Source organism: Enteractinococcus fodinae, from assembly GCF_031458395.1.
GTDB classification, from domain to species: Bacteria; Actinomycetota; Actinomycetes; order Actinomycetales; family Micrococcaceae; genus Yaniella; species Yaniella fodinae.
In genome coordinates, this window is sequence record NZ_JAVDYJ010000001.1 from 2,500,477 (window position 1) to 2,524,377 (window position 23,901).

Here is a 23,901-nt window from a genome sequence, read left to right on the forward strand (position 1 = left end):
CTGTTCCTCCTTTACATGCGGCTACCAGCCGCGTTCTGCGAGGCGGTGCGGTGCCGGAATATCAGATACGTTCAGACCCACCATCGCGTCCCCGATACCCCGGGATGCGTCAGCGATTGCCTGTGGGTCGTTGTAGTTTTGCACGGCGGTCACGATAGCTCGGGCACGGGCGGTGGGGTTGTCGGAGTGGAAGATTCCCGATCCTACGAATACCCCGTCGGCGCCCATTTGCATCATCATGGCCGCATCGGCCGGTGTGGCAATGCCACCGGCGGTAAATAAACCCACTGGTAGTTTACCTTCTTCTGCCACCTGTTTTACCAGCTCATACGGGGACTGCAGTTCTTTGGCCGCGACGAAGAGTTCATTATCGTCCATGGCGTGCAGTGCAGCGATCTCGGATTTCAAGGTGCGCAAGTGTTTGACAGCCTCGGATACATCTCCGGTGCCGGCTTCACCTTTGGAACGGATCATGGCCGCACCCTCGGTCAGGCGCCGCAAGGCTTCGCCCAAGTGCGTAGCACCACACACAAAAGGCGTCGTAAACTCCCATTTATTCACGTGGTGCACGTAATCTGCCGGCGACAGGACTTCCGATTCATCGATGAAGTCCACCCCGAGGGCTTCCAGGATTTGGGCTTCGACGAAGTGCCCGATGCGAACCTTGGCCATGACTGGAATATCGACGGCTTCGATAATGGCCTCGATCAGCTCCGGTGACGAGCTGCGGGCGATGCCACCTTGGGCTCGAATATCGGCTGGCACCCGCTCCAGCGCCATGACTGCGGTGGCCCCGGCGTCTGCTGCGATGCGCGCTTGTTCCGGTGTGACTACATCCATGATCACTCCCCCGCGGAATTGGTCGGAGAGTCCGGTCTTGAGGTTTGGTGTGGTGGTCATAATATCCTTTCAAGTTTTGGCCTATGCCATAAATTGGCCTAGGCCAAATCATACTGGAAGGTTGTGCGATAGCCCACCTATTGCGCAATACGTCAGGACACCGGTGCACTTCCTGAGATTATGGAGCTATGGATACGGAGTCGACAACGGGCTCACCAGCACGCCGTCACGAAATTCTTGCTGGCCTCAAACTTGGAATCGGTCCCGGGTTGGGACTTTTTCCCTTGGGCATCGCCCTGGGGTTATTAGCCGTGCAAGCCGGGCTGCCCGCGTGGTCGGTGCCGGGTTTATCGATCGTCGGTTACGCCGGTTCGTTAGAGTTTTTGATGATCGACATGATGACCGCCGGCACAGGGCTCCTCACAATCGCGGTCACCACGTTTTTCGTAAACTTCCGACACGTCTTCTACGCGTTTTCCTTCCCGCTACACGTGATCAAAAACCCCATCGCGAAATTCTATGCAATGCACGCGCTCATCGATGAGGCCTACGCAGTCACCGCGGCCCATCCCACCGGGTGGACCGCGCCGAGGTTGCTGGCGATGCAGATTTCGATGCAGTCCTACTGGGTCGGAGGCGGACTGGTCGGTGTAGCCGTGGCATGGGCAATCCCCGGCACCATCGCGGGCTTAGATTTCGCGCTGCTGGCCCTGTTCATCACCCTGACCTTGGACGCGGTGCGCTCGCGCGAACAACTTCCCTCCCTGCTGATCGCCACCGTCGCGTTCTTTGCCGCACTGCTGATCACCCCGGACCAGATTGTCTTTGCCGGCATGATCCTGTTTATGACCCTGTTGACCATCCGCTACTTCACGGCGCAACGAAAGGGTGGCCTCTATGGTGCTGCTCGCGACTAGTCCCGATACCGCCCCGGCCACCTGGTACATCATCGCGGTCTTGGCCATCATGTTCGTGGTGACCTTCACCCTGCGCGCCCTGCCGTTTGCAATCCTGTCGAAACTGCGCGATTCGAAATTCGTGAACATCATGGCGCTATGGATGCCAGCCGGCATCCTGGGATTATTGGCCATCGTCTTGTTCTACTCAACCGCCTCCGCAGCCGACACCGTGCTGTGGAAACTGCTACTGGCCGTTGCGGTAACCATCACCTCACACCTCGCCCTGGGTCGGCGCACCCTCATTTCGATCGGCCTGGGCACGGTAACCTACGTGGTACTAGTAAACTTCGTCGGCTAACTGCCATCGAGCCCCGTCACCAGCACCTGACCACCCACAGCCCAAGCTCCCGGAAGGATGCCCATGCGCAACATCACCCCCTGGAAGCTGGCGGTTCCGTCGCTGTTTTTTATCGCCTGGGGTGGGAACCACTTTACGCCGCTGCTGCCGCTCTATGATGAGGTCGCCGACCTGATCCCGTGGCAAACCAACATGCTGCTGGGCACCTACGTCTTCGGCCTGGTCCCCGGGCTCTTAGTCGCCGCGGCACTGTCGAATGTGTATGGCCGCAAACCCCTGACCTTGGCCGGGTTGATCTCTTCGGCGCTGGGCAATGTCATCATCCTGCTGGGGTCGACCTCGGTGACCATGTTGTTCACCGGGCGGTTCTTTGCCGGGTTGGCCGTGGGTATCGGCATGTCCGTGGGCACCTCCTGGATCAAAGAGCTTTCCTCGCGGCAGTGGGACCCGCTGGCGACCACCGGGGCCGGGGCACGGCGACCTTCGCTGACGATGACGCTGGGCTTTGGTGTGGGCGCTGCAGCCACCGGCACCATGGCCCAGTGGGTCCCAGCTCCCACCGTGACCCCGTTTATTATCACCCTGGCCCTGCTGGTCTTGACTATCATCCCGACGGCGTTTGCGCCCGAAACCGTCGGCGCCACGGCCCCGCAGCAACGCGACTCGGGCTCCTGGATGCGCCAGCTGCACACCCCCAGCGCGGCCCATCCGGACTTCTTGATCAAGGTGGCCACTGCCGCCCCCTGGGTGTTCGGTGCTGGCGGTATTGCTTACGGGTTGCTGCCACAGATTATGGCCCATGCGACCGGCGCGTACACGACCATTTATGCCACCACCATGGCCGTGTTGACGCTTGGCATCGGGGCCTTCATTCAGCCGTTTGCCCAGAGATTGGATCGCCACCTCGACGGGCGCGGTCTGCCCATCGGGCTGGGCACCGTCGTCATCGGCTTGGTGCTGGCTTCCCTCGCCTCCTATCAGGAGGGCCCGATCATCGGGTTGATGGCCGCCGTCGTTCTGGGTCTGGGGTATGGCAGCGTGTTGGTCACCGGTCTGACCCGGGTCCAACAGATCGCCCCCGCCCAGGATTTGGCCGGTCTGACGGGCCTTTTCTACGCCCTAACCTATGTGGGTTTCCTGTTCCCCACCGTCATCGCCGCCCTGCTCCCGGTGATGCCCTATAACGTCACGCTCCTGGTGTTTGCGGGGTTGGCATTGATCTCGATGATCATCGCGTTCGGGCGGATCCGGCGCGTTCGTGGCCCGTGGCGTCAGCGGGACTAATCCCGCACAATGAACGTGTGACCTGAACCCAGAGGAGCGTTGTGATGCCACCTGCATCGGATCGGATCAAGGCAGCTGTTGGACGGCTGCGCCAAGAAAGCCAAATCTTAGAAGACCTCGTGCGTGATCTCCCAGACGCCGCGTGGCGGACACCAACCCCGGCGGTCGGCTGGACCATCGCGCACCAGATCGCGCATCTGCACTGGACCGATGGTGCGGCGCTGGCAGCACTGCGCGAGCCTGACCGCTTCGAGGAATTTCAACAGCAGTCAAGCCAGTCCGAGCGTTTTGTGGACGAAGCCGCCGAGCAGCGTGCACAGCTAGAGGTCGCCGAACTCTTCGAGCGTTGGCAATCCAGCCGAGTGGCGCTGGCCGAAGCGTTAGAAGACGCTGATCCGCAGGCTCGTTTCCCGTGGTTTGGGCCAAGCATGAAGGCCTTGTCGATGGTCACCGCGCGCATCATGGAGACCTGGGCGCACGGACAAGATGTCGCCAACGCACTGGATGCGAGCTGGCCGGCCACCGACGCACTCCACGACATTGCCCACCTGGGTCTTGCCACTCGAGGCTTCGCCTATCGCATCAACAACCTCGAGCCCCCGTCAACGGACATGTATGTGGAGCTCACGGGGCCCGAGGGCCAAGTCTGGACGTGGGGCGAACCGTCAGCCGAGAATAGCGTGCGCGGTTCGGCCTGGGATTTTGCCTTATTAGTGACCCAACGTGCTGAGTTATCAGAACTCGAACTGGAGATCACCGGCGATGATGCTGCGCAGTGGGCTTCGATAGCTCAGGCATTTGCTGGCGCTCCGAAGTCGGTGGTCCGCGCCCGCCAAGCGAAGGCACCCGATGGATAACGCTCGCGTGCTTTACGGTTGAATCGCGTCGGGCTCGACATGGACCCGGAAACTTTGGACGATGTCGATCAGTTCCGCGTATTCTTCGGTGTCGACCACCGCGCGCATGGCGTCTAGCCCTTCTTCACCGGTCAGATCCTCGGCGACGCTCTGGCGTATGGTGCCAGCCGCGATGGTGATGCTTTCATCAGCCCGGTCGCCCGCGGGAGTGTCACTGAACGGGAAGCGAAATGCTGCGACTCCGCCGTCGAGTTCATCCGGTGGTCCCACACCGTCGTCGGCGAAATATGGTGCCACCACGAGCAAGTATCGCTCGCCCTCGAAGCGTTCGTCATAGGCACCATAGGTGGGTCGTTCGTCGGTGAATTCCGGGTTTTCACCGATGACCGCACGGAGCCACATGCCATACCCATCCTCGGCGGGTTCATATCCCATATCGAGCGGCTCAGCATGCAGCAGCTGGACTTCATCAGCGTCGACCGCGACGATATCGGGCCACGGCATGTTGGTAAACACGTCAACCCGTGCGGTCTCATCTGGGCTGGTGATGACAGCGCGCTGGGCAGAGCGGCCGTTAAATTCAGCTGCCCTCTCATCGGCTTCTAGGGCTGCGGTGAGATCTTCAAATTCCGCATCCCAGGTCTCTGGGATCTCAAACGTGAGATGTCCATCGCCCAATTCCACCGTCGTGGTGAGGTCCTCGGTCGCAGCCGGCGTCGGGGCCACCGAAGCGGTTTCGGCTTCGGTCACCGGGCCGTCAGAGATACTGGCACACCCGGCGAATGCCAGCGCGCCGATTAGCGGCGTGCCGACGATAAAAGACCTCGCCCGGGGTGTGAGTTGCATACCGCTACGATAAGCAATTCACACCCGCGTTGGCGAGGTTTGTCGGCCTTAAATCCCTGCGAGAGAGCCGATCCGCGATTTAGCGTTCAGTTCGGACAAACACGCGGTTACCGTCGGCGTCGGATAATTCCCACTCGGTTGGGGCTTCGGTGTCGTTGAGCAGTTTTCCGCCAGCTTCTACGGCCTGTTGAACACGGGACTTGGCCTGGTCGGCGGGTAAGAAGACATCCAGATGAGCTTTGCCCAGTGCGCCGGACAGATTGACTTCGTCGCTGGATGCTGAGGTATCGGCGAATTGATGAAAGCGAATCGGCGGCAGCACATCGGACCGATCCACGATCATGTTTTCATCCCCTTTGGCTTCCTTAAAATTCAGGATGGCCTGCCAGAACGGTTTGATCGCCGCGACGTCGGCACTGACGAGCACCAGGTGCGTTCGGGCAATTTTCTCGGGCTGCCGCTTCAGCTGCATTTCTTCAATCAGCACATCCACGGAGGTGGCGAAACGAATATCGCGGTCGGTCAGGTGGCCCACGTCGTGGCTGACCACGCGCATCCGGATGGTGTTGTAGCGGATTTCGAAGTCGGGGTGGTGGTCTTGGGCTTCGGCAAAGTTGGTGAAACGGTTGACGAATTCGATTGCTTGCGTGAAGTCTTTGGCGCGAACGCTAACTTCGAGTCGTCCGTCGACGACCGTCCAGTCAGGTAGTTGTTCTTGGGCTTCTGCTGAGGTCACGTGGGTCATGGCGGGCCTCCTACAATAAGTGGCATCGAAGCGGTGGGCGTAGTCCCAACTCAAGTGTGGCACCCTCGGTCGAGCCTGTCGAGGGCTGCAGCATGCTTCACGTGGCTTCGATATCTCACTCCCGACGTTGAGAGAAAAGGCTCCTCATCGTCTGCAGTATGGAGGAGTAGTTTGTCGCATCGGTTGCCGTATCGACTCTGCGCGGTGATAGTCAATTCTGAGAGCGTGGTGGCACTTTTCCACAGGCTCGGAGGTCTTCGCGGGGTTGTCCACAGAACCTGGGTTTTCCCTTATCATGTCCGTGTGAATAGCTAGCATGGGGGTATGGAAACAGCAGTTGAGGTAGCAGAGAAGGTCCAGGAACTGGTGACGTCCCTGGCCTCGCTACCGCCTGCTGCGTCCGAGGAAGACAACATTGACCGGCTCCAGCATCTGGAGCGCGCGAAGCGGGCGTTGGCTGCTGCCCAGGCCACGGCGACGAATGCGTTTGTCGAACAGCGCAAGGCCCATGAGGCCGGGATGCGGATCACGACTTCTGAGCAACTCAAAGGCATTGAGGCAGAAGTCGGGTTGGCTCGTGGGGAGTCGCCGTTTGTGGGGGCCGCGCTGACGTATACGGCCACCGCGTTGTGTAACGTGCTCCCGAAGACCTATGCGGCGTTAGCGGATGGGCGGGTCAGTGAGTATCATGCTCGGATTGTGGCCGAACAGACCAGTCATCTCTCGGATGCTCACCGGCGGGAGATTGATGGGCTGATTGCCCACCGAGTGGGTAAGGCCTCCAGCTCCCAGCTACGGAAACTCATCCAAGGACACGCCTACCGGTTAGACCGCAAGGCTGCTGAGCAGCGGGCCGCGCAGAATCGGCGGGATCGTCGGGTGTGCTTGGATCCAGGCAGCGACGGCCTCTCGTATCTCACCGCCGAACTGCCCACCCATCAGGCGGTAGCAGTCATGGACGCGCTCGAAAAGCTGACCAATCAACGCCTAGCCGCCCACCGCCGGCAGCAGACCCAGGCCGCAGCCGCCGGTGACACCCCCGAGGCCATTGGTGACGAATCGTTGAGTCGCGACCAGGTCATAGCTGATATCTTCGTCGAGCTGCTCACCGGGCAGACCACCGCCGACGGGGTCACCGCCGAAGTCGTGGTCGTCATGCACGACACCAGCCTGTTTGGCAACGATGACGTGCCGGCCTGGCTCCCCGGCCACGGACCCCTACCCGCCGGGATGGTCAAACACTGGCTCGCAGACCCAGCGGCGGCAAAGTTTTTCCGACGCATGTACACCCGAGCCACCGACGGCCAACTCGTGGCCCTAGAGTCCAAACGCCGCCACTTCCCCGAAGGACTGTCCAAGATGTTGGCCATCCGGGATGATACCTGCGCCACCCCCTGGTGTAACAGTCCAGTCGAGGATGCTGATCACCGCAAATCTTGGGCCCAGGGTGGGGCCACCAGTTGGGAGAACGCCACCGGGCTGTGTAAACGCTGCAACCAGCGCAAAGAAAACCGAGGCTGGTCCTATACGGGCACTCCGGATCTGTTGATGGTCACCACCCCCACCGGGCATCAATACACGGTCCCCACCCGGCCCCCAATCAGCCAGCTGCGCCACGATACCACCGACCCACCCATCGGCCCCATCGACATCGCCTGGCCCGCCGCAGCCTAACCCCACCATGCCCTCTATAGAAGAGCGTGCTGTGTGGAACTGGTCAACATTGTTGATCTACGTTATGCTGCTGGGCATGGCTTTACAGTTACTCCTCTTCCTCTAATAGCGACTCGGCCTTCCGCGCTCGAAAACTTCTGATCTGAGTATGCGGCGGCAGCTCGTCCTGACCTATGCCGGTCACTATTTTGCGTATCTACACGCCTGAAGTATTTAGAGGAACTGTATGTCTTCCGAAACCATTTACCCTGCGCTTTCGCGCGCCCAAATAACCCTTCGTGGCGTCGATGTCACATTTGGGACCACACCCGTCCTCCAGCAAGTCGACCTGACTGTAACTCCCACCTCTCGAATTGCGGTGGTGGGTGAAAACGGTCGCGGCAAAACCACGCTGCTGCACGTGTTAACAGGCCAGCTCACACCCGATGCGGGTTCCGTGATCCGGCATGGCACCATCGGTGTGGCAGAACAAGACATGGCCATCGACGACAACCGAACCGTAGGCGACGCAGTCGCAGCGACAATCGCTCCGGCGGTGACTGCGCTGACCGAATTTGAAGAAGCCTCGCTGGCGCTGGCCGATTCACGACCCGGAGCCGATAAACGGTTTACCCTAGCGTTAGAACGCGCCGAAGCCCTTGGCGCCTGGGACGCGGAACGACGCGTACAGCTGGCACTCGAAGCGTTAGATGCCGAAACCGATTACGCGGTGGTGTTGTCGACCTTGTCCGTAGGGCAGCGCTATCGCGTGCGGCTGGCTTGTCTTTTGGGTGGCAGCTACGATTTTCTTCTCCTCGACGAACCAACCAACCACCTGGACCGCAGCGGCTTGGAGTTTTTGACGCAAAGTCTGCGTGAGCGCAACGGTGGAGTCGTCGTGGTCAGCCACGACCGAGCCTTATTATCCGACGTCGCCGAAGCCATTCTGAGCCTGGACCCGACTCCGGATGGTCGTCCAAGACTGTATGGGGATGGCTATGCGGGCTACCGTGCGCGTGCCGAAGCAGAACGCATCCGGTGGGAACAAGAATATGCACAACAACAAACCCAGCACGCTCAGCTGCAACAGGATTTACAAGCAGCTCAGGACCGTCTGGTCACCGGTTGGCGTCCACCCAAAGGTTCGGGCAAGCACCGACGCTCGACCCGAGCAGCATCAACGGTTCACAACGTGCAACGCCGTCAAGCATCACTTGAAGCGCACGCGCTCAGCATCCCTGAGCCTCCCTTGGTGTTGAATTTCCCCCAACTGCCGTGCGAGCACGGCACGACGTTACTGACGGCGGACGATATCAGTGTGGGCGAGCGATTGCGCGGGCCTGTCTCGCTGGAAGTATCCGGTGGTAACCGGCTGGTGGTCACTGGCCCCAATGGGGCAGGAAAATCGACGTTGCTGCAGGTGCTTGCCGGCCAGTTGGCACCGAACACCGGGGTGGTAACCGGCCATGCCGATGCTCGTATCGGTTACCTACAGCAAGAGTCTTCGCTGCCTGCAAACCAACTCGTGTCAGAGGTATATGAGACTCATGTCCAGCGGTTGATCTCGCGAGGCATTCTGGCCCCGGACCAGTCGATGGCACTATCCGAGCTAGGGCTGCTGAGAACCGAACAGTTCGGGTTGCGGGTCGGAGAACTTTCCATGGGCCAACAGCGTCGTTTGGAATTAGCGCTGGTGCTGGCCCGCCGTCCGAACGTGTTATTGCTGGATGAGCCGACGAACCATTTGTCGCTCCAGTTGGTTGAAGAACTGACTGCCGCACTTGAAACCACTGAGGCGGCGGTGGTGTTGGCAACCCACGATCGTCAGCTGCTGCGCGATACCCAGCAGTGGGCAGCGATTAACCTGTAAGAACACCCGATGACAAAAACCCTTATACTGTGCGGATTATAAGGGTTTTTGTCTTAGCTTCTTAGGCTTGCACGGACAGGATGGCCGCCAGCAGTCCCGCGCCGCCGGCGAGCCCCCAGCTGGCCAAGCTACCCACGAGGAACTCTTCGGCTTTCGTGCCCGTGGCATCGTCGCGCTTGGCTTCAGCCGAGATCTCGGGGAAGCGGACAATACCTTTGGCAGCCATCAGCGCTGCCACTATGTGATAGGCCTCAAACACGATGAGCACGGTGATGAAAATGCGTTCTAGGGGCCCGATGACCCGGCCCCCTTTGAGGCGACTGCCCGGGACCGCACCTGCGGGAACACCGTCAGCACCCAACTCTCGGCCGGAGAGTAACAGCACGCAGCGAGTGATGCGGTTGCCGCTTTGGGTGAGGAATAGTGCCAGGGCCAACCACATGAGCCCGGTGGGCACCGTACCGCTGAGTAGTGCGATGTCGATCCACGCTAATCCTGCAAGCAGAACCACGAGACCGACTGCTGACCAGGCATAGAGTTCGGCGATGATCCCGGTTTCGCGCTGCTCGTGCAAACGCTCATCCCGACGCTCACCGATGAAGTACCACGCGAGGGCGACCAGTGCTGCGACGGCTCCGGCCCAGCCTTCGGGGCGGACCCAGAATGCCGCAGCGACGGTGAGCACGAGCCACCAGGCCAGCTGGATATAGCGGACGGTTTGTGTCGAGACCCGCGGGTGCGCCAAACCGATGAGGTCGGTGCCGGCGACGGCCAGGATGGTCAGAATCACGAGCATGAGGTCGCCTCTTTCGTTTGGGCACTCTGGCTTTGGAGCAGGTCGTCGGCGGTCAGCAGTGCGATGGCACCGGAGCGGTGTACGGCTTGTGAGACGGCGGCTTGGGAGATCTTTTCTTCACGGGCAGCTTCTTGTTGCGTTGCCCCGGCCAGTAGTGCGGCAAATAGGCGTCGTTCGCGGGCTTTCATTCGGGCGACAATGTGGTCACGCATCAGTAACTGCGCTGTCACGGCTGCGGTGAGTGATGCATCGGCGGAGCGGAACCCGGTGAGTGCCTCGTCATGGTGTTGCTGATGTTGTTCAACGTCTTCGATTGCATCCCGGGCGTTGAGCCAGGCGGTGCCGTCCTGAATGGGGCCTGCCGGGCTGTCGCCGATGGTGTTGATCTGGCCCTCCCCGATACCGAAGCGCAACCGCAGGTCCTCGGGTAGTGCCACCTGCACGCGCAGGGTGATGCGCAGTGCGTCTTGCCAGGTTGCGGTAATGACTTGGAATTCGTCGCCGACGGTTGCCCAGGCGTCTTGTTCAACCGGGACGCTATCTTGGGCGTGTTCGAAGGCGTTGAGAATCGCGCGCTGGGCGGCGGGACGATCTTCGAGATCTCGAGAACCCACAATGTCTGCGATGATGCCTACGGCTTGGACCATGGGACCACAATATCACTTATATTCATAGCGATATAAGCATTTTTATTTAGGCGGTGGTGGGGAGGAAGAGGACGGCAATGATGCCCCACACTACGAGGCTGAACAGCACGATGGGCAGCAGGACTTTGACGAGTGCGCCCCGGCTGATGACCGGGCCGGGTGTATCGTCGCGTTGGTAGGCATACCCCATGCGGTAGGCCAACTCGATGCGGGCAGGCCCGGCGATAATGGCCCAGCCTGCGGCGGAGTTTTGGAGCCCCATGGCCCATAAGGGCGAGACGCCGAGGCCTTGTGCTGCGGCAACTTGCGTCGCGCCGAACATCGCGTTGGCACCGGTGCCTGAAGCCGTGATGTATCCCGATAGGCCGGCGACAAAGGGCAATAAGAACAGGTACACCGGGCCAAGGGCTGCCAGGCTGCCGGCGATGACATCGGCCAGTCCCCCGCCGGCAATTATTACACCAAGTAATACATACAACGCGGTGGGGATGGCCACGCCCCACCACATCACCAACGTCGCTTTGGGTAAGGCGCGCTTCTTGTCGGGCGGCATGGTCAAAAAGGTCAGCGAGACCAGGGCACCGGTGGTGGACCACAACGCTGGCGAGGCGATGATTTCTCCCAAGACCCCGAGATCCACGCTGCGGTAGATGACCTGGCCAGTGATGGTGCCGATCATCAGGATCAGATACGGCACAAGGGAACGACCCGGGCCGGGTGTGAGTCGCCCGCGGCGAATATATAACAGCCACAGTACGGACATGATCAGGGTCGCGACCGCGCCGGCGACGGGCGTGCCCAGTAGCAGGTTGGCTCCCATGGTCAGTCCCCACAGCAGCAGCGCAGAACCGGTGGCGATCCCGGCCCAGAGCAATTTTTGGCCGCGGGACAGAGTGATGGTGGTGTAGCCATTGCCTGCAATGATCGCCACGGCGACCCCGGAAACAATGAAAGGCACGATGTTCATCCACGCTGAGGCCACGCCCATGGCGGTGAGGGACTCCCCTGCGGCGTCGGCGGCAATGAGGGTGCCGGGTCCCATCGAACCCCAGGGACCGATCATCAGCCCCAACAGGGTCAGCAGCGCGGCCCGGTAGGGGGTGAAACCCAGCGAGAGCAGCAGTGGCAGACCGATCAGTACGGAGACCCCAAAGCCCGTGACGGTTTCCAAAAACGGGACGACCCCTTGGGCCATGAGCAGCGCGGCCGGGATGGTTGGTCCACCGGCTGATAGCCAGTTGGCCAGTTGCCGCTGGGCGCCGGTCCGGTCCATCACCCCGGACAGCAGTACTCCCCCGCCGATGATCGCCAAGACTTTGATCAGGGTCCAAAAAGTGTCGTTCCACGCGTCGATCAGATCGCCGGCTGGGGCGTTGAAATAGATTAGCGATAGCACGGCTGCACTGATGGTGCCTAGCAGCGGCGGGAAGGCAGCCGGCATGCGGGGTACGGCCAACAGTCCAAGAGTCAGAAGCACGGGCAGGATTGCCATGAACAGCCCCATACCCGGCACTCCCCTTTACGTCCTGACCTCGCAAACTCTAAGCATAGCGGCTCAGCCGGCACGACCCGTGAGATCACGACGTCTCGAAGGTGGCGCTGATCAGGTTAGGCTTCGGGAATAGGTTTGCCGTAGACCTCGAGGGTGACCTCTTCAGGATCTGGTCCGCCACGTTGGCCCGTATCCAACTCATACAGCGTGCGGATCTGATCAGGGGTCAGCTCGATATCGAAGACATCGAAATTTTCGGCGATCCTGGCCGGGGTTACTGATTTCGGGATCGCTGAACGGCCTTCTTGTAGGTGCCAGGCCAACATGATTTGGGCCGGGGTGCGACCGTGCTCGGCAGCGATCGCACCAATGGTGTCATCCTCAAACGTGGTTTTATCCTGGCCGCCGTAGACGGTGATGCCTCCGATGGGTGACCAGGCCTGCGTGACGATGCCCCACTGTGGGTTGAGTTCCCGCACCGTAGGTTGGGTGAAATACGGGTGCAATTCGATCTGATTCACGGCCGGGACGATACTGGTGTGATCACGCAGCGTCTTGAGGTGTTTAACCATAAAGTTACTCACCCCAATGGCCCGGACGCGACCGTCGGCGAGGAGTCTTTCTAAAGCTCGGTATGCTTCGATCGTCCGATCGAATTCGCTGTACAGAACTTGATGCAGTAAGAGCAGGTCGATGGTCTCAACGCCCAGTTTGTTCGCGCTCTTGTCGAAGGCGTGCAGTGTTTTGTCGTACCCGTAATCGCTAACCCAGATCTTGGTTTCAAGAAACACGTTGTCGCGATCCAGACCGGAAGCGCGGATGGCTTCTCCGACGGCTCGTTCATTGCCATAGGCCGCGGCTGTGTCGATGTGCCGGTATCCAACCCGCAGTGCTGCGGCCACGGCTTCAGCGGTTTCGTCCGGCGGGATTTGATACACGCCAAACCCTAGCGCCGGCATGGTGACTCCGTTATTCAACGTCAATTCCATAACCCCACAGTATGGGGTTGCTGGCCTCTGATAAACCCCGGATCGATAATTTTTTTGATCCGGCAATGAAAAACTCCCCAGTCGTTGGGCACTGATTGTTCAGCCTAATTTCTGAGGAGTATTTCGTGGGGTTAGAGCTAGTCCCAGAGACCGATTGCGTAGGCAACGAAGATAAATACGAAGATGACGGCGATGGCAATCATCAGCGTCAAAGCGAGCTTCGAACGTGGCGGTTTGGCCTCGGGTGTATGCGAGGGGGTCGAAGTCGCCGACTGAGAGTCGGGCGGGGTGTGGCCGGGTTTCACGCCACCGCCGGCTTCTAGGTCGTTGTCGCCATTCGTCCCTGGGTCAATATTAGGGTTTCGCGGCTCGTGTTGGCTCGGATCTTCCGGATCACGGTTAGACACTGTGACTCACCTCCATGAGCTAGCTCGGATCGCTCGTCGATCGAGCTGAAACGGTCTGGTTTCAGCCTAAATTCCTTGACCCGAGCATGGCAATAGCGTAGCGACGACGTCAGGCCGCACTCACTGAGCGTTGAGGTTCAGACACGCACAAGGGCCAGTGCGTACCTTAGAAACAGATACTCACTGGCCCTTGAACTGTCCGTCGTATCGACCCTATTGGATCGACGCTGCGAACTCAGGCGCTAATACTTCTCTTGGCCCGTCGTGATCTTTCTGAGTCGCCGGATGGCATCGATAATGAGCACAGCTGCAATGACGAAGAGCACCCAACCAATAGCATCAGGCTGGTTGGCGACGGTGACGAACCGTACCCCTACGCCGATCATGAGAACGGCACCCACAAGCTCGAGCGGTACCGCGAAAAAACCCATGCGAGTCGCCGATTTGGTGGTTTCAGGCTTCTGCCGCTCTGGCTGCTCGCCTGGCTTCGGTTCACGAGGATTCATAGTTCCCTCCCTTTCACCCTTCGGTTTAAGGATGTCGTGCCTCCACGCTAATACCCAGCCTGTCAGCGCGGAAGGTTCGAACTACAGCACGCGCGGTTTTCTGGCGTGAGTTCCGTCGGCTCTACCGCTTCATGCTGGGCATCCAAAGTGAAACTGTGAGCTTGGTGATAATTCAAAAACAATCGTTTAAACCATGCGTGAGGCCCGTTCAACCCGCCGCGCAGTTGTTCAACGGTGTTTCTCCACATCAACTCGAAGACAAGCACCATTCAGCCGCACAAAGCTCAAGTGATCATCGCTTTATTTCCCCGCAAGTGTCGACAATGCACGTGGCCCACCTCCACCCGAGTACCGTAAGAGGCCTTTAGGACTGGGCGAGGTGGGCCAGAGCGCGAATCCCGGCCTCATAGCCGTGAGCACCGAGGCCCACAATCACGCCAGCGGCCACCGGTGACAGATAGGAGTGGTGCCGGAAGGTTTCGCGCGCGTGCACGTTTGAGATATGTACTTCGATGGTTGGCACACTGATCCCGGAAATCGCATCCGCTAAGGCAACAGAGGTGTGCGTGTAGGCGCCGGCGTTGAGGACCACGCCGATGCTGTCTCCGCTGATAACCGCCCGGCCGGCTTCATGAATCCAGTCCAGGAGTTCCCCCTCGTGATTCGACTGGCGGAAGTCCAGCTGAAACCCAAGATTGTCCACGACTTGAGCGCACAGAGTTTCGATGTCAGCTAGCGTCTGTGTGCCATAGGTGCCCGGATCGCGGGTGCCCAGCAAGTTCAGGTTGGGGCCATTGAGTACATAAACAGACTGCATACGTAATCCTCACAAGGTTGATGACTGGCACCTAGTGTAGTGCGGTTTGTCCGGTCGGACGCGTCCCGGTCATCCCTGGACGGTTGTTACACTGAGTCATTGTGCCAGCCTTCGCCAAACCCTCGAGCTTTTTGCGGCGTCGTCCCAGACCTCGCCAAACCCAGATTACTGAACGCCGCCGTTTGGTCGTCATGCTGGCGATGGCGTTGGGTGCCTTCGGCATCGGCACCACCGAGTTCGTGTCGATGGGCTTGCTCAATCTCATCGCTGAAGACTTCGCCATCACCGAAGACACCGCCGGGGTCATCATCAGCGCCTACGCCCTGGGAGTCGTAGTGGGCGCCCCGTTGATCACCGCCTTCACCGGGATGGTGCCACGCCGACGGCTGTTATTACTGCTCATGGCCGCCTTTACTCTCGGCAATGGGCTGTCGTTGTTGGCGACCAACTACGAAACGTTGCTGGTGGCTCGGTTTATCGCGGGACTCCCCCACGGCGCCTACTTTTCAATTGCCGGGTTATCCGCCGCGTCCATGGCACCGGTGGCACAACGCGGCCGCGCCGTAGCTTTTATCACCATGGGATTATCGGTGGCCACCGTGATCGGGGTGCCCGCGGCCCAAGCCCTCGGAGCGGCACTCGGGTGGCCGGCTGCCTACGGGTTAGTGACGGTCATCGGTCTGGTGACCGTAGCCGCGCTGTGGGTCGTGATGCCGCATATGACCAAGATGCGGCCAACGAATCCGCGCACCGAATTGGGTGCGCTGCGTCGTTCGCAAGTGTGGTTGACTTTGGCTCTGGGCACCGTGGGTTTTGGTGGGATGTTTGCCGTCTACACGTATATCTCGTGGACCATGACCGAACGTGCCGGGCTAGATGGTTCTTGGATGTGGCTGGTGTTGATGGTTTATGGTGTCGGGTCGGTGGCCGGGACGTGGTTTGGTGGGCGGCTATCGGACCGCAACCTGGAACTGGGCATCTTGTTCTCGCTGCTGATGATCGCTATCGCCTTGGCCGCATTCTATGTCACCTCGACCCACCCGGTGCTGGGTGTGGTCAACTTCGGGCTGATCGGGTTCTTTGGTTCTAGTTTGGTGCCCAGCCTGCAGATCCGGCTCATGGACGTCGCCGGGGACGCGCAAACGTTGGCCGCAGCGCTGAACCACTCGGCCTTGAATCTAGCGAATGCTTCTGGGGCGGCCATCGGTGGGGCGGTGATTGCGGCTGGGTTCAGTTATTCGGCTCCCGCACTGGCCGGTATGCTCCTGGCGTTGGCCGCGATCGTGTTGTGGTTGCCGACATTCTGGTTGCGCCGACGTCAGCTAGCCCGGTTGAGCAGGGCTTAGGAGAAATGCTGGTCTAAGAGATCGTCAATGTGGTCCATGGCCATCATCAGCCCGTAGAACGTCGCTGCGGCCAAGGGTGATGGGACACGCGGTTCGCCACGGTCCAGTTCAATCAGTTCCATGGAGGCCATGGAGTGCAGGTATTCATCGGACCGTTGATGGACCATTTGGGCCCGGAAATCATCGGCACCGGGTGGATCCAGCGGCGGCAGGGCTTGGAGCGCGTTGAGTAGCCGGGCGATGGTGTGGCCCACCGAGGAGATCTCCAGCGGGGCATATTCTAGCGCGTGGACCAGGAAAATTTTCACATAGGTCGCGACCAGTCCCTCTGCGCCTTCAAAAGGTAGGCGTTCGGCCCCGAAATATTCTTCTGCGGTGGGGCCACGCTGTGCGACCGAGTCGCCGATCGTGAGCATGCCGAGCTCTTGGAGAGTCCACCACCAGATCATCAGCTCAGGTACGTCCAGGGCCGAGGTCACATAACCGCGCACCGGCGGTGAGGGCAGTTCCGCTACCCCGTGCAACTCCAGGCCAATCATCTGGCCGACAAGCCGGAGGTCGTCGCGCTTGGGCGCGCCTTCTTCGGTGACGGGGCGCGGGGTGGCCAACCACTCGTAGAGCTGACGACTGCCCGATACGATTGGCAAGTCGACAATCGTTGCGTAGCGCTCGTCGACCGCGACCTGTTGTGCGGTGTCATAGATCAGCTCAAAATCCCACGGGGATTCTTCATGCGGCAGGGTTAGATCGGTGATCTGGGCGTGCGCGTGATGCCACCGTTCTGGCTCGAGACTGGTCCGGAGTCGAAACTGCAGATAGTACTTGACGATTTCCAGGGCGGTGCCCAGATATTTTGGATCGGTGCGCTCGTGGACCAAGAGCATCCAATCATCAAAATCTTCCGGGTCATGTGGATTCAGGTCGACGTCATGGGCCTCGTCCACCATGGTCGCAAAAATCTCGACGACTTTGCTCGCGATATCGGAGACCTCGGATTGGCTTTTGACCCAGGTTTCGAAATCGCTCAAATACTGTTGCGGCGTGGCACGCAGTCCACCGGGAAGCTCTTCGGCCGGCTGCTCGTCGTCTTGGGCCGGGAGCACTTCGTCCAAGATCTCATCAAAGTCAGCGTCTCGGTGGTGGGCAATAGCTTGGACGGTCGCGGTGAGCAGCAATACCCCGGCGCGAGACACTTCGAATCCGCCGTGCTCCCCAAGCAAGGCATCCAGGGAGCGGAAGGCACGACCTTTGGCCGCCAAACCGAGGATGTGTTGGGCGGCGGCTCGCGTGGTGGTCTCGACTTTTGGGATTTCAATGACGTGCAGGGCGGGATGGTACTGCTCGTTGCGATAGATGGTATCCAGCGTTTCGACCGTGACACCGGTCAGGTGGCCGCTGCTGGGCCGGTGTCGTGTGGGGACCGGCCCGATCGAACCGAACAGGACTTGAATTTGGGCCCCGTCTTGGGCGTGGTGAGCGGTCAAAAGCTCGCGCAAAGTGTTGACGGTGCGGACCCGCTGTTCGCCAACGGGTGTGCTGAGTTCCAGATTGTGGCGTTCCACGACCCGCATCATGGCAGCTTTGAGCCGCTCCGGGTCGGCTTCGTTGAGATGTTCGACGTCGATACCCTCGTCGGCTAGCAGCGGGGCGAGTTGTTCGAGCAGGTCAGCGGTCGGACCGGAGTAGTGACGGATTTCGACGCCAGGGGGTAACTGTAGAAAGCCTGGATCGTCGAAGGGTGACTTCGACTCAGTCATATGGGCACGATAGCAGCGTCACCGGTGCGCAGAATAGGTTCAGGCGTCGCTTGTGGACTCCGTGGCGTGTTGTCTGGCGTGTTCGGGGAGGTGCAGTTTGGCCATGACCGCATCGGTGGTGGCCGGTGGGCGTTGCGAGCCTAGAGCCGAAACCAGCATGGTCACGACCAATACCAGCGGCACCGTCCACAGTGCTGGGTATTGCAACATGGTGGTGGTCAGGCCCTCGGTGTCGCTGAACTGGCCGGTGAGCAGCGCGGTCAGCGAGATGATAGCCCCGGTGAGCATGCCGGTGATCGCCCCGTGGACGGTCAGGCCGCGCCACCAGATGGCTAGCAAGACAATGGGTGCCAGCGATGAGGCCGTAAAGGTGAACACCATGGCCACCGCGCCTGCGAGCGCAAGGTCGGTGGTGACAAATGCGGCGATGATGGGCAGTACCAGGGCGAGGATCGCGCCGATGCGGAAGCCGCGCACGGTGCCGCCGAAAAATTCTTGGGAGACTACCCCGGAGATGGAGACGACCAGTCCCGAGGCGGTGGACAGGAAGGCGGCGAATGCGCCGCCGGCGACCAGGGCGGTCAGCAGGTCGCCGAGGAGCCCGTTGAACAGTGCCTCTGGCAGGTGCAGGAGCGCGGTGTCGGTAGGGGCACTGGCGGTCAGTTCTGGGAGCACCGCCCGAGCGACCACGCCCAGAATGATCGGCAAGAGATAAAACGCAGCGAGCAAACCTAGCAGGAGCACGGTGGTCCGGCGGGCCGAGGGGCCATCGGGGTTGGTGTAGAACCGGACTAAGACGTGCGACAGTCCCAGCGTGCCGAGCATCAGCGCCGCTACCAGCGAGATGGTCCGATAGGTCGAGGAGTGGGTATCAGCCACTAAAGCGACCTCAAAGGCGTTGGCAAGATCTGGTAGCACTTCGGCTTCCCCGGCCCCTAAGCGCAACACGATAAACACGGTGGGGATAAACAGTGCCGAGAGTTTGAACCAGTATTGGACGGCTTGGGCCACCGTCACGGAGCGCATCCCACCTGAGACCACCGTGGGTAATACCACCAGCACGACAATCGCCGGGCCCAACCAGGCCGGCAACCCGGTCGTGGCCGATAGTGCTAGTGCGGCACCGTGCAGTTGCGGGACGATGTAGAGCCAACCGGTGACGACCACGAGTAACGCGGTGAGCCGGCGCAGTGCTGAGGACGGCAGTCGCAGGCTCATCAGATCCGGAATGGTGTAGGCCCCCGACCTACGCAGTGGTGCGGCAACAAACACCAATAGTGACAGGAAGCCTGCGGTGTAACCCACCGGAAACCACAGGCCGTGGGGGCCAAACGCCATGATGAGTCCGGCCACTCCGAGGAAGGACGCGGCCGAGAGGTATTCGCCAGCAATGGCTGAGGCATTCATCCACGGGGGCACCCTGCGAGAGGCCACGTAGAAGTCTCGCGTCGTGCGGGTTCGGCGCAGACCAAAGACACTGATCAGGATGGTCACGACACAGACCGTCCCGATGGATGCAAGGACTAAGAGCGCGTCATCGGTCATGAGTGTGCCGCCTGTGGCTGGTCATAGTGGACTTGTTGTTCTTGAGCGGTTGCTCGGCCCACATAGAACCAGCCTAAAAAGATCAGCAAGGGGATGACGATGACCACCGGAAAGAGCCATTCGACCGGCACGCCAATCACCCGGGTTGCTGCCAGGGCGGGGCTGAAATGAAATGCGAGGTTCCCGACCACCACCACGCCGATGAACCACGCCATCAAGCTGACCGCCAACCGGAGTTGGGTGCGCATCAGACGACGCACGGTCTGCTGGATGGCGGGCTGTTGGTGTTGGCGGGCGCGGTCTGCCGGATTGTGCAGCACCTCTTGGACGCTGGGTAACCCGGTGGGCATTTCCACGGGTACTCGGCGGGCGCGCATGGCGCGAATGCTCTCAGGGACTTCGGCGGGCGGTTCGGGTTCTCGAATCAGGTCTAGTTCGAAATCCTCATCGTCCTGGTACTGCGGGGTCATCCACTACTCCGGGGCACCGTGCGGAAGTTCAATTGTTTGAGGCGCTGGCGCACTTGCGGCATGAGCCGTCGGCTCACGGGCAGTTCCGTGTCGTCCAGATAGATGCGCATCCGACCGTCCTGCTGCACAATCTTGGTCGCGTAATTCAGGTTGACCACGTGTGAGCGGTGGATGCGCACGAAATCGTAAACCGCCCACTCTTCTTCAATCCCGGCCAGCGACAGCCGTACCAGGTGCGAATCGTCTGCGGTATAAATCCGAGCGTAATCACCTTGCGCTTGGGCCCACCGGATGCTGCGGATCGGTAGGAGTAATTGTTGGGACCCCTGTTGGACGGCGATCCGGCCTTGGTCTGGGATCTGGGTCAACGGCCCGGTGTCGACTCGGTTGAGGGTTTTGCGCAACGCCTCGTGGAGTCGTGCAGGCCGGACAGGTTTGAGTAAGTAGTCCAGTGCGTCTAATTCGAAAGCGTGCACGGCGGGACGGGCATCGGCGGTCACAAAAACCACGTGCGGGGTGTCGCTGGTTTCCTGTCGACGCAATTCATGCGCCAGATCCATGCCCGTCGCACCCGGCATGTGAATGTCTAACAGCACCACATCAATGCGGTGCCGGCGCAGCACTTCTTTGGCTTCAGCGACGTTAGTGGCGGTGTGCACCTGGCTGACCAGCGGGTCGGCTTCTAACAGCCACTGCATTTGCTGGACGGCTGGCAGTTCATCGTCGACGGTCAGGACTCGCAGCCGGCGTTCGGCGGATGAGGTCATCACAAGCTTCCCCCTGCCGGGGTCACGATACGGGCGGGTGTTTTGAATTTCGGGATGCGCATCGACACGCTCATGCCGGCATCGATGGCCGTTTCGATATGCAGGCCGTGCCCGGGACCGTAGGCTTGGCGCAGTCGCAGATCAACATTGCGCAGCCCGACGTGTGAGCCTTCGGCTTCGCCGCGCATCAGTTTGGCCATAAATTCTGGGTCTGCCCCGGCTCCGCCGTCTTCGACGCTGATTTCGGCATAGGTATCGGAGTCTTTGGCGCGCACGAAGACGTGTCCTTCGTGCTGGCTGTCGTAGATACCGTGCCGGACCGCGTTTTCGACCAGTGGTTGAACACTGAGAAACGGGATCTGAAGTCCCAACACCTCGGGGGCAATATCTAAGCTGACCTGTAAGCGCTCCCCAAAGCGGGCTTTTTCTAAAATGACGTACCGTTCCACCGCGGTCAGTTCGTCTTCAAGCGTCGTGAAGTCGCCTTCGGTGCCCAGCGAGTACCGGATGAAGTCAGCGAAATCGACTAACAGTTCGCGAGCGCGGGTCGGGTCGATCGGGATAAGCCCGGCGATGGCGTTGAGGGAGTTATAGATAAAGTGCGGTGAGATTTGGGCTCGGAGGCTGCGTAATTGTGCATCGACGAGCTGCTCGCGAGTGAGCTCGACGAGTTCTTGATAGTCCGGTTCGACTTCGGCTGTTTGTTGTCGAGCTTTGCGACGAAAGATCATGTACGCACCCCCTTTGACGCGAAAACACTGGCAGCGCTGCTGCCGGTCAGCTTGTGTAGTACATCTAACATACTCCAAACCGCCGGTGATTCTCCTCACGCTCAGCCCGTTGAATGCCGCTCGACTTGCAGACCGAGCCGTTTAGCGCACAATGCGACCTTTCATCTTTCGTGACTTATATCACAGAGCTTACGGTATGTGGCAGAAGTACATCCATCGAGCTCCTTGTGGAGGGACCCTCATGAGTACCGTTGATTATTCGGACTTCTCAGCAGTCCAAAAAGCTGAGAAGTTCCAAACCTTACGAAGTACACACCGCAAATTCGTGTTCCCCATGACCGTGGTCTTTTTGCTGTGGTACTTGGGATTCGTCGTGGTTGCGGCATTTTTGCCAGAGGTTATGGCATTCCAGGTCTTAGGCAACATCAACCTGGGGATTGTGCTGGGCCTGGCCCAGTTTGTCACGACCTTCATCATCACTGGTGCGTACGTTGTCTACGCGAACCGCAAGATCGACCCGCTGGCCCAAGACCTTCGCGAAGAAATGGAAGCCGCCGGCGCTGGTGCGGAGATCAGCGAGGCCGTTGAAGTTGAGAACGTGACCACTGGCAGAGGCTCAGGAGACTAATCATGACGCAACTATCCATACTGACCGCCCAAAACACCGAAACGATGTCGACCCAAGTCGGCAACCCCTGGGCCAATATCGGCATCTTCCTCGTCTTCGTGGCCGTCACCCTTTACGCGGTGCTTCGGGCATCCAAAAAGACGAAAACTGCCACGGACTTCTACGCCGGTGGACGCTCGTTTACCGGAACCCAGAACGGCACCGCGATTGCCGGTGACTATCTCTCCGCCGCCTCGTTTTTGGGCATCGTGGGGGCCATCGCCATTTATGGTTACGACGGCTTCTTGTATTCGATCGGCTTCTTAGTCGCCTGGTTGACGGCACTGCTGCTGGTTGCAGAGATGCTGCGCAACACCGGGAAATTCACGATGGCAGATGTGCTGAGCTTCCGCCTGCGGCAACGCCCGGTCCGCATTGCCGCAGCAACCTCGACCCTTGCTGTGTCGATTTTCTACCTGTTGGCGCAGATGGCCGGTGCCGGCGCGCTCGTCTCGTTGCTGTTAGGCATCGATTCCGAACTCGGCCAGTCACTCGTTATTGCCGTTGTCGGTCTGCTGATGATCTTCTACGTCTTTATCGGCGGCATGAAAGGCACCACTTGGGTGCAGATCATCAAAGCCACCCTGCTGCTAATCGGCGTGGGCATCATGAGCGTGTGGATCCTTGCGCTGTTCGGCTTCAACTTCTCGGCCCTGCTCGGCGAAGCCGTCAATGTCACCAACAACCCAGACCTGCTGGAACCAGGCCTGCAGTACGGTACCGATACCCTATCCAAGATCGACTTCATCTCCCTTGGGTTAGCACTTGTGCTGGGTACCGCAGGGCTGCCACACGTGTTGATTCGGTTCTACACGGTCCCCACGGCAAAAGAAGCACGCAAATCTGTGGTGTGGTCGATCTTCCTCATCGGCGGGTTCTACCTGTGCACCCTGATCCTTGGCTTTGGTGCAGCAGCGCTCGTTGGGCCCGAAACGATTGCCAACGCGCCCGGCGGCCAAAACTCTGCGGCCCCATTGCTGGCCTATGAATTAGGCGGGACCATCTTGCTCGGCGTGATCGCAGCGATTGCCTTCGCGACCATTCTGGCCGTGGTTGCTGGTCTGACGATCGCGGCGTCGGCATCGTTTGCCCACGATATTTACGGCCAAGTCATCAAGAAAGGCAAACTCGATGCCAAAGGCGAGATGCGCGCCGGACGGGCAACCGTGGTGGTTGTCGGTGTGCTGGCCATCCTCGGTGGTATCGGCGCACAAGGCCAAAACGTTGCCTTCCTGGTAGCACTGGCCTTCGCGGTGGCCGCCTCGGCCAACCTGCCGACGATCTTGTTCTCATTGTTCTGGAAACGGTTCACCACCCGCGGTGCGCTGTGGTCCATGTACGGTGGCCTGTCGTCCTCGATCCTGCTGATCGTCTTCTCGCCGGTCATGTGGGGCGCTGAGACCTCGTTCTTCCCCGACGTTGATCTGGCCCTCTACCCACTGACCAACCCGGGCATCGTGTCCATCCCACTGTCATTCCTGCTGGGCTGGTTGGGCTCCGTCACCTCGAAAACCCTCGAGAACCCTGCCACTCAGGCAGAGATGGAAGTCCGCTCACTGACCGGTGTCGGGGCAGAGAAAGCAACCGAACACTAAACCGTCTCACCACACAA

The 23,901-nt window shown here is 60.0% G+C and carries 24 protein-coding genes; 9 read left to right on the forward strand and 15 right to left on the reverse strand.

All coding sequences use genetic code 11. From position 1 onward, the window contains the following. Window positions 1-21 precede the first annotated feature (21 nt). On the reverse strand, window positions 22-900 hold the full coding sequence (pdxS, locus tag J2S62_RS11645; protein WP_310174899.1) for a pyridoxal 5'-phosphate synthase lyase subunit PdxS: 879 nt from the start codon (window positions 898-900) through the stop codon (window positions 22-24). A gap of 128 nt (window positions 901-1,028) precedes the next feature. Here pdxS and J2S62_RS11650 point away from each other — a divergent pair, with 128 nt between their 5' ends. The 4 genes from J2S62_RS11650 (at window position 1,029) to J2S62_RS11665 (ending at window position 4,238) form a co-directional block, all read left to right on the forward strand. After that, window positions 1,029-1,757: an AzlC family ABC transporter permease gene (locus J2S62_RS11650; RefSeq protein ID WP_310174901.1), complete on the forward strand. Its 729-nt coding sequence runs from the start codon at window positions 1,029-1,031 to the stop codon at window positions 1,755-1,757. Then, window positions 1,738-2,097, forward strand: coding sequence for a branched-chain amino acid transporter permease (locus J2S62_RS11655; RefSeq protein WP_310174904.1), 360 nt, complete (start codon window positions 1,738-1,740; stop codon window positions 2,095-2,097). The genes J2S62_RS11650 and J2S62_RS11655 overlap by 20 nt, the downstream gene beginning before the upstream one ends. 63 nt (window positions 2,098-2,160) lie before the next feature. Continuing rightward, on the forward strand, window positions 2,161-3,381 hold the full coding sequence (locus tag J2S62_RS11660) for an MFS transporter (RefSeq protein ID WP_310174906.1): 1,221 nt from the start codon (window positions 2,161-2,163) through the stop codon (window positions 3,379-3,381). 44 nt (window positions 3,382-3,425) lie between these two features. Continuing rightward, window positions 3,426-4,238: a TIGR03084 family metal-binding protein gene (locus tag J2S62_RS11665; RefSeq protein WP_310174909.1), complete on the forward strand. Its 813-nt coding sequence runs from the start codon at window positions 3,426-3,428 to the stop codon at window positions 4,236-4,238. A 12-nt stretch (window positions 4,239-4,250) separates the two neighbouring features. On the opposite strand, the gene J2S62_RS11670 is transcribed toward J2S62_RS11665, so the two are convergent. Further along, window positions 4,251-5,084, reverse strand: coding sequence for a hypothetical protein (locus J2S62_RS11670; protein ID WP_310174912.1), 834 nt, complete (start codon window positions 5,082-5,084; stop codon window positions 4,251-4,253). A gap of 79 nt (window positions 5,085-5,163) precedes the next feature. Beyond that, entirely contained in the window at window positions 5,164-5,829 is a 666-nt protein-coding gene (locus J2S62_RS11675) for a 4a-hydroxytetrahydrobiopterin dehydratase (RefSeq protein ID WP_310174914.1), read from the reverse strand. Between the two features lie 324 nt (window positions 5,830-6,153). Here J2S62_RS11675 and J2S62_RS11680 point away from each other — a divergent pair, with 324 nt between their 5' ends. Both J2S62_RS11680 and J2S62_RS11685 read left to right on the forward strand, forming a co-directional pair. Next, window positions 6,154-7,503, forward strand: a complete 1,350-nt coding sequence (locus tag J2S62_RS11680; RefSeq protein WP_310174915.1) for an HNH endonuclease — start codon at window positions 6,154-6,156, stop codon at window positions 7,501-7,503. A 226-nt stretch (window positions 7,504-7,729) separates the two neighbouring features. Beyond that, window positions 7,730-9,352 (forward strand): ABC-F family ATP-binding cassette domain-containing protein, encoded by a 1,623-nt coding sequence (locus tag J2S62_RS11685; protein WP_310174916.1) that lies wholly within the window; start codon window positions 7,730-7,732, stop codon window positions 9,350-9,352. A 61-nt stretch (window positions 9,353-9,413) separates the two neighbouring features. Here J2S62_RS11685 and J2S62_RS11690 read toward each other — a convergent pair whose 3' ends face one another. From J2S62_RS11690 to aroQ, 7 genes are all read right to left on the reverse strand, one after another. Next, window positions 9,414-10,148, reverse strand: a complete 735-nt coding sequence (locus tag J2S62_RS11690) for a hypothetical protein (RefSeq protein ID WP_310174918.1) — start codon at window positions 10,146-10,148, stop codon at window positions 9,414-9,416. After that, complete coding sequence (locus J2S62_RS11695) at window positions 10,139-10,795, reverse strand: SatD family protein (RefSeq protein ID WP_310174920.1); 657 nt, start codon at window positions 10,793-10,795, stop codon at window positions 10,139-10,141. The genes J2S62_RS11690 and J2S62_RS11695 overlap by 10 nt, the downstream gene beginning before the upstream one ends. A 46-nt stretch (window positions 10,796-10,841) precedes the next feature. Beyond that, complete coding sequence (locus tag J2S62_RS11700; protein WP_310174923.1) at window positions 10,842-12,287, reverse strand: L-lactate permease; 1,446 nt, start codon at window positions 12,285-12,287, stop codon at window positions 10,842-10,844. Window positions 12,288-12,403: 116 nt separating this feature from the next. Next, window positions 12,404-13,276, reverse strand: a complete 873-nt coding sequence (locus J2S62_RS11705) for an aldo/keto reductase (protein WP_310174924.1) — start codon at window positions 13,274-13,276, stop codon at window positions 12,404-12,406. 137 nt (window positions 13,277-13,413) lie between these two features. Next, window positions 13,414-13,683, reverse strand: coding sequence for a DUF6480 family protein (locus J2S62_RS11710; RefSeq protein ID WP_310174926.1), 270 nt, complete (start codon window positions 13,681-13,683; stop codon window positions 13,414-13,416). A 242-nt stretch (window positions 13,684-13,925) separates the two neighbouring features. Further along, window positions 13,926-14,189 (reverse strand): hypothetical protein, encoded by a 264-nt coding sequence (locus tag J2S62_RS11715; protein WP_310174928.1) that lies wholly within the window; start codon window positions 14,187-14,189, stop codon window positions 13,926-13,928. A 364-nt stretch (window positions 14,190-14,553) separates the two neighbouring features. Further along, a complete protein-coding gene (gene aroQ / locus J2S62_RS11720; RefSeq protein WP_310174930.1) occupies window positions 14,554-15,006 on the reverse strand; it encodes a type II 3-dehydroquinate dehydratase in 453 nt (150 codons plus the stop codon). A 101-nt stretch (window positions 15,007-15,107) separates the two neighbouring features. On the opposite strand from aroQ, the gene J2S62_RS11725 reads away from it, so the two are divergent. Continuing rightward, entirely contained in the window at window positions 15,108-16,352 is a 1,245-nt protein-coding gene (locus J2S62_RS11725; RefSeq protein ID WP_310174932.1) for an MFS transporter, read from the forward strand. On the opposite strand, the gene J2S62_RS11730 is transcribed toward J2S62_RS11725, so the two are convergent. From J2S62_RS11730 to J2S62_RS11750, 5 genes are read right to left on the reverse strand one after another with little or no spacing between them, the layout of a single operon-like run. Then, entirely contained in the window at window positions 16,349-18,109 is a 1,761-nt protein-coding gene (locus J2S62_RS11730; protein WP_310174934.1) for a hypothetical protein, read from the reverse strand. The genes J2S62_RS11725 and J2S62_RS11730 overlap by 4 nt on opposite strands. A gap of 39 nt (window positions 18,110-18,148) precedes the next feature. Next, on the reverse strand, window positions 18,149-19,654 hold the full coding sequence (locus J2S62_RS11735; protein WP_310174936.1) for a sodium/solute symporter: 1,506 nt from the start codon (window positions 19,652-19,654) through the stop codon (window positions 18,149-18,151). Further along, on the reverse strand, window positions 19,651-20,124 hold the full coding sequence (locus J2S62_RS11740) for a DUF485 domain-containing protein (RefSeq protein ID WP_310174939.1): 474 nt from the start codon (window positions 20,122-20,124) through the stop codon (window positions 19,651-19,653). Before J2S62_RS11740 ends, J2S62_RS11735 begins: the two co-directional genes overlap by 4 nt. Further along, entirely contained in the window at window positions 20,121-20,891 is a 771-nt protein-coding gene (locus J2S62_RS11745) for a LytR/AlgR family response regulator transcription factor (protein ID WP_310174940.1), read from the reverse strand. The genes J2S62_RS11740 and J2S62_RS11745 overlap by 4 nt, the downstream gene beginning before the upstream one ends. Further along, window positions 20,891-21,622 (reverse strand): sensor histidine kinase, encoded by a 732-nt coding sequence (locus J2S62_RS11750; protein ID WP_310174942.1) that lies wholly within the window; start codon window positions 21,620-21,622, stop codon window positions 20,891-20,893. Before J2S62_RS11750 ends, J2S62_RS11745 begins: the two co-directional genes overlap by 1 nt. Window positions 21,623-21,863: 241 nt before the next feature. Between J2S62_RS11750 and J2S62_RS11755 the strand changes: the two genes are divergently transcribed. Both J2S62_RS11755 and J2S62_RS11760 read left to right on the forward strand, forming a co-directional pair. Next, on the forward strand, window positions 21,864-22,250 hold the full coding sequence (locus J2S62_RS11755) for a DUF485 domain-containing protein (RefSeq protein ID WP_310174945.1): 387 nt from the start codon (window positions 21,864-21,866) through the stop codon (window positions 22,248-22,250). A gap of 2 nt (window positions 22,251-22,252) precedes the next feature. Further along, complete coding sequence (locus J2S62_RS11760; RefSeq protein WP_310174947.1) at window positions 22,253-23,884, forward strand: solute symporter family protein; 1,632 nt, start codon at window positions 22,253-22,255, stop codon at window positions 23,882-23,884. The last annotated feature ends 17 nt before the right edge of the window (window positions 23,885-23,901 follow it).

What these genes read in the sequence shown, in the direction of transcription:
- pdxS (WP_310174899.1), bottom strand. Translation starts at nt 900, where the DNA reads ATGACCACCACACCAAACCTCAAGACCGGACTCTCCGACCAATTCCGC.
- J2S62_RS11650 (WP_310174901.1), top strand. Translation starts at nt 1,029, where the DNA reads ATGGATACGGAGTCGACAACGGGCTCACCAGCACGCCGTCACGAAATT.
- J2S62_RS11655 (WP_310174904.1), top strand. Translation starts at nt 1,738, where the DNA reads ATGGTGCTGCTCGCGACTAGTCCCGATACCGCCCCGGCCACCTGGTAC.
- J2S62_RS11660 (WP_310174906.1), top strand. Translation starts at nt 2,161, where the DNA reads ATGCGCAACATCACCCCCTGGAAGCTGGCGGTTCCGTCGCTGTTTTTT.
- J2S62_RS11665 (WP_310174909.1), top strand. Translation starts at nt 3,426, where the DNA reads ATGCCACCTGCATCGGATCGGATCAAGGCAGCTGTTGGACGGCTGCGC.
- J2S62_RS11670 (WP_310174912.1), bottom strand. Translation starts at nt 5,084, where the DNA reads ATGCAACTCACACCCCGGGCGAGGTCTTTTATCGTCGGCACGCCGCTA.
- J2S62_RS11675 (WP_310174914.1), bottom strand. Translation starts at nt 5,829, where the DNA reads ATGACCCACGTGACCTCAGCAGAAGCCCAAGAACAACTACCTGACTGG.
- J2S62_RS11680 (WP_310174915.1), top strand. Translation starts at nt 6,154, where the DNA reads ATGGAAACAGCAGTTGAGGTAGCAGAGAAGGTCCAGGAACTGGTGACG.
- J2S62_RS11685 (WP_310174916.1), top strand. Translation starts at nt 7,730, where the DNA reads ATGTCTTCCGAAACCATTTACCCTGCGCTTTCGCGCGCCCAAATAACC.
- J2S62_RS11690 (WP_310174918.1), bottom strand. Translation starts at nt 10,148, where the DNA reads ATGCTCGTGATTCTGACCATCCTGGCCGTCGCCGGCACCGACCTCATC.
- J2S62_RS11695 (WP_310174920.1), bottom strand. Translation starts at nt 10,795, where the DNA reads ATGGTCCAAGCCGTAGGCATCATCGCAGACATTGTGGGTTCTCGAGAT.
- J2S62_RS11700 (WP_310174923.1), bottom strand. Translation starts at nt 12,287, where the DNA reads ATGGCAATCCTGCCCGTGCTTCTGACTCTTGGACTGTTGGCCGTACCC.
- J2S62_RS11705 (WP_310174924.1), bottom strand. Translation starts at nt 13,276, where the DNA reads ATGGAATTGACGTTGAATAACGGAGTCACCATGCCGGCGCTAGGGTTT.
- J2S62_RS11715 (WP_310174928.1), bottom strand. Translation starts at nt 14,189, where the DNA reads ATGAATCCTCGTGAACCGAAGCCAGGCGAGCAGCCAGAGCGGCAGAAG.
- aroQ (WP_310174930.1), bottom strand. Translation starts at nt 15,006, where the DNA reads ATGCAGTCTGTTTATGTACTCAATGGCCCCAACCTGAACTTGCTGGGC.
- J2S62_RS11730 (WP_310174934.1), bottom strand. Translation starts at nt 18,109, where the DNA reads ATGACTGAGTCGAAGTCACCCTTCGACGATCCAGGCTTTCTACAGTTA.
- J2S62_RS11735 (WP_310174936.1), bottom strand. Translation starts at nt 19,654, where the DNA reads ATGACCGATGACGCGCTCTTAGTCCTTGCATCCATCGGGACGGTCTGT.
- J2S62_RS11740 (WP_310174939.1), bottom strand. Translation starts at nt 20,124, where the DNA reads ATGACCCCGCAGTACCAGGACGATGAGGATTTCGAACTAGACCTGATT.
- J2S62_RS11745 (WP_310174940.1), bottom strand. Translation starts at nt 20,891, where the DNA reads ATGACCTCATCCGCCGAACGCCGGCTGCGAGTCCTGACCGTCGACGAT.
- J2S62_RS11750 (WP_310174942.1), bottom strand. Translation starts at nt 21,622, where the DNA reads ATGATCTTTCGTCGCAAAGCTCGACAACAAACAGCCGAAGTCGAACCG.
- J2S62_RS11755 (WP_310174945.1), top strand. Translation starts at nt 21,864, where the DNA reads ATGAGTACCGTTGATTATTCGGACTTCTCAGCAGTCCAAAAAGCTGAG.
- J2S62_RS11760 (WP_310174947.1), top strand. Translation starts at nt 22,253, where the DNA reads ATGACGCAACTATCCATACTGACCGCCCAAAACACCGAAACGATGTCG.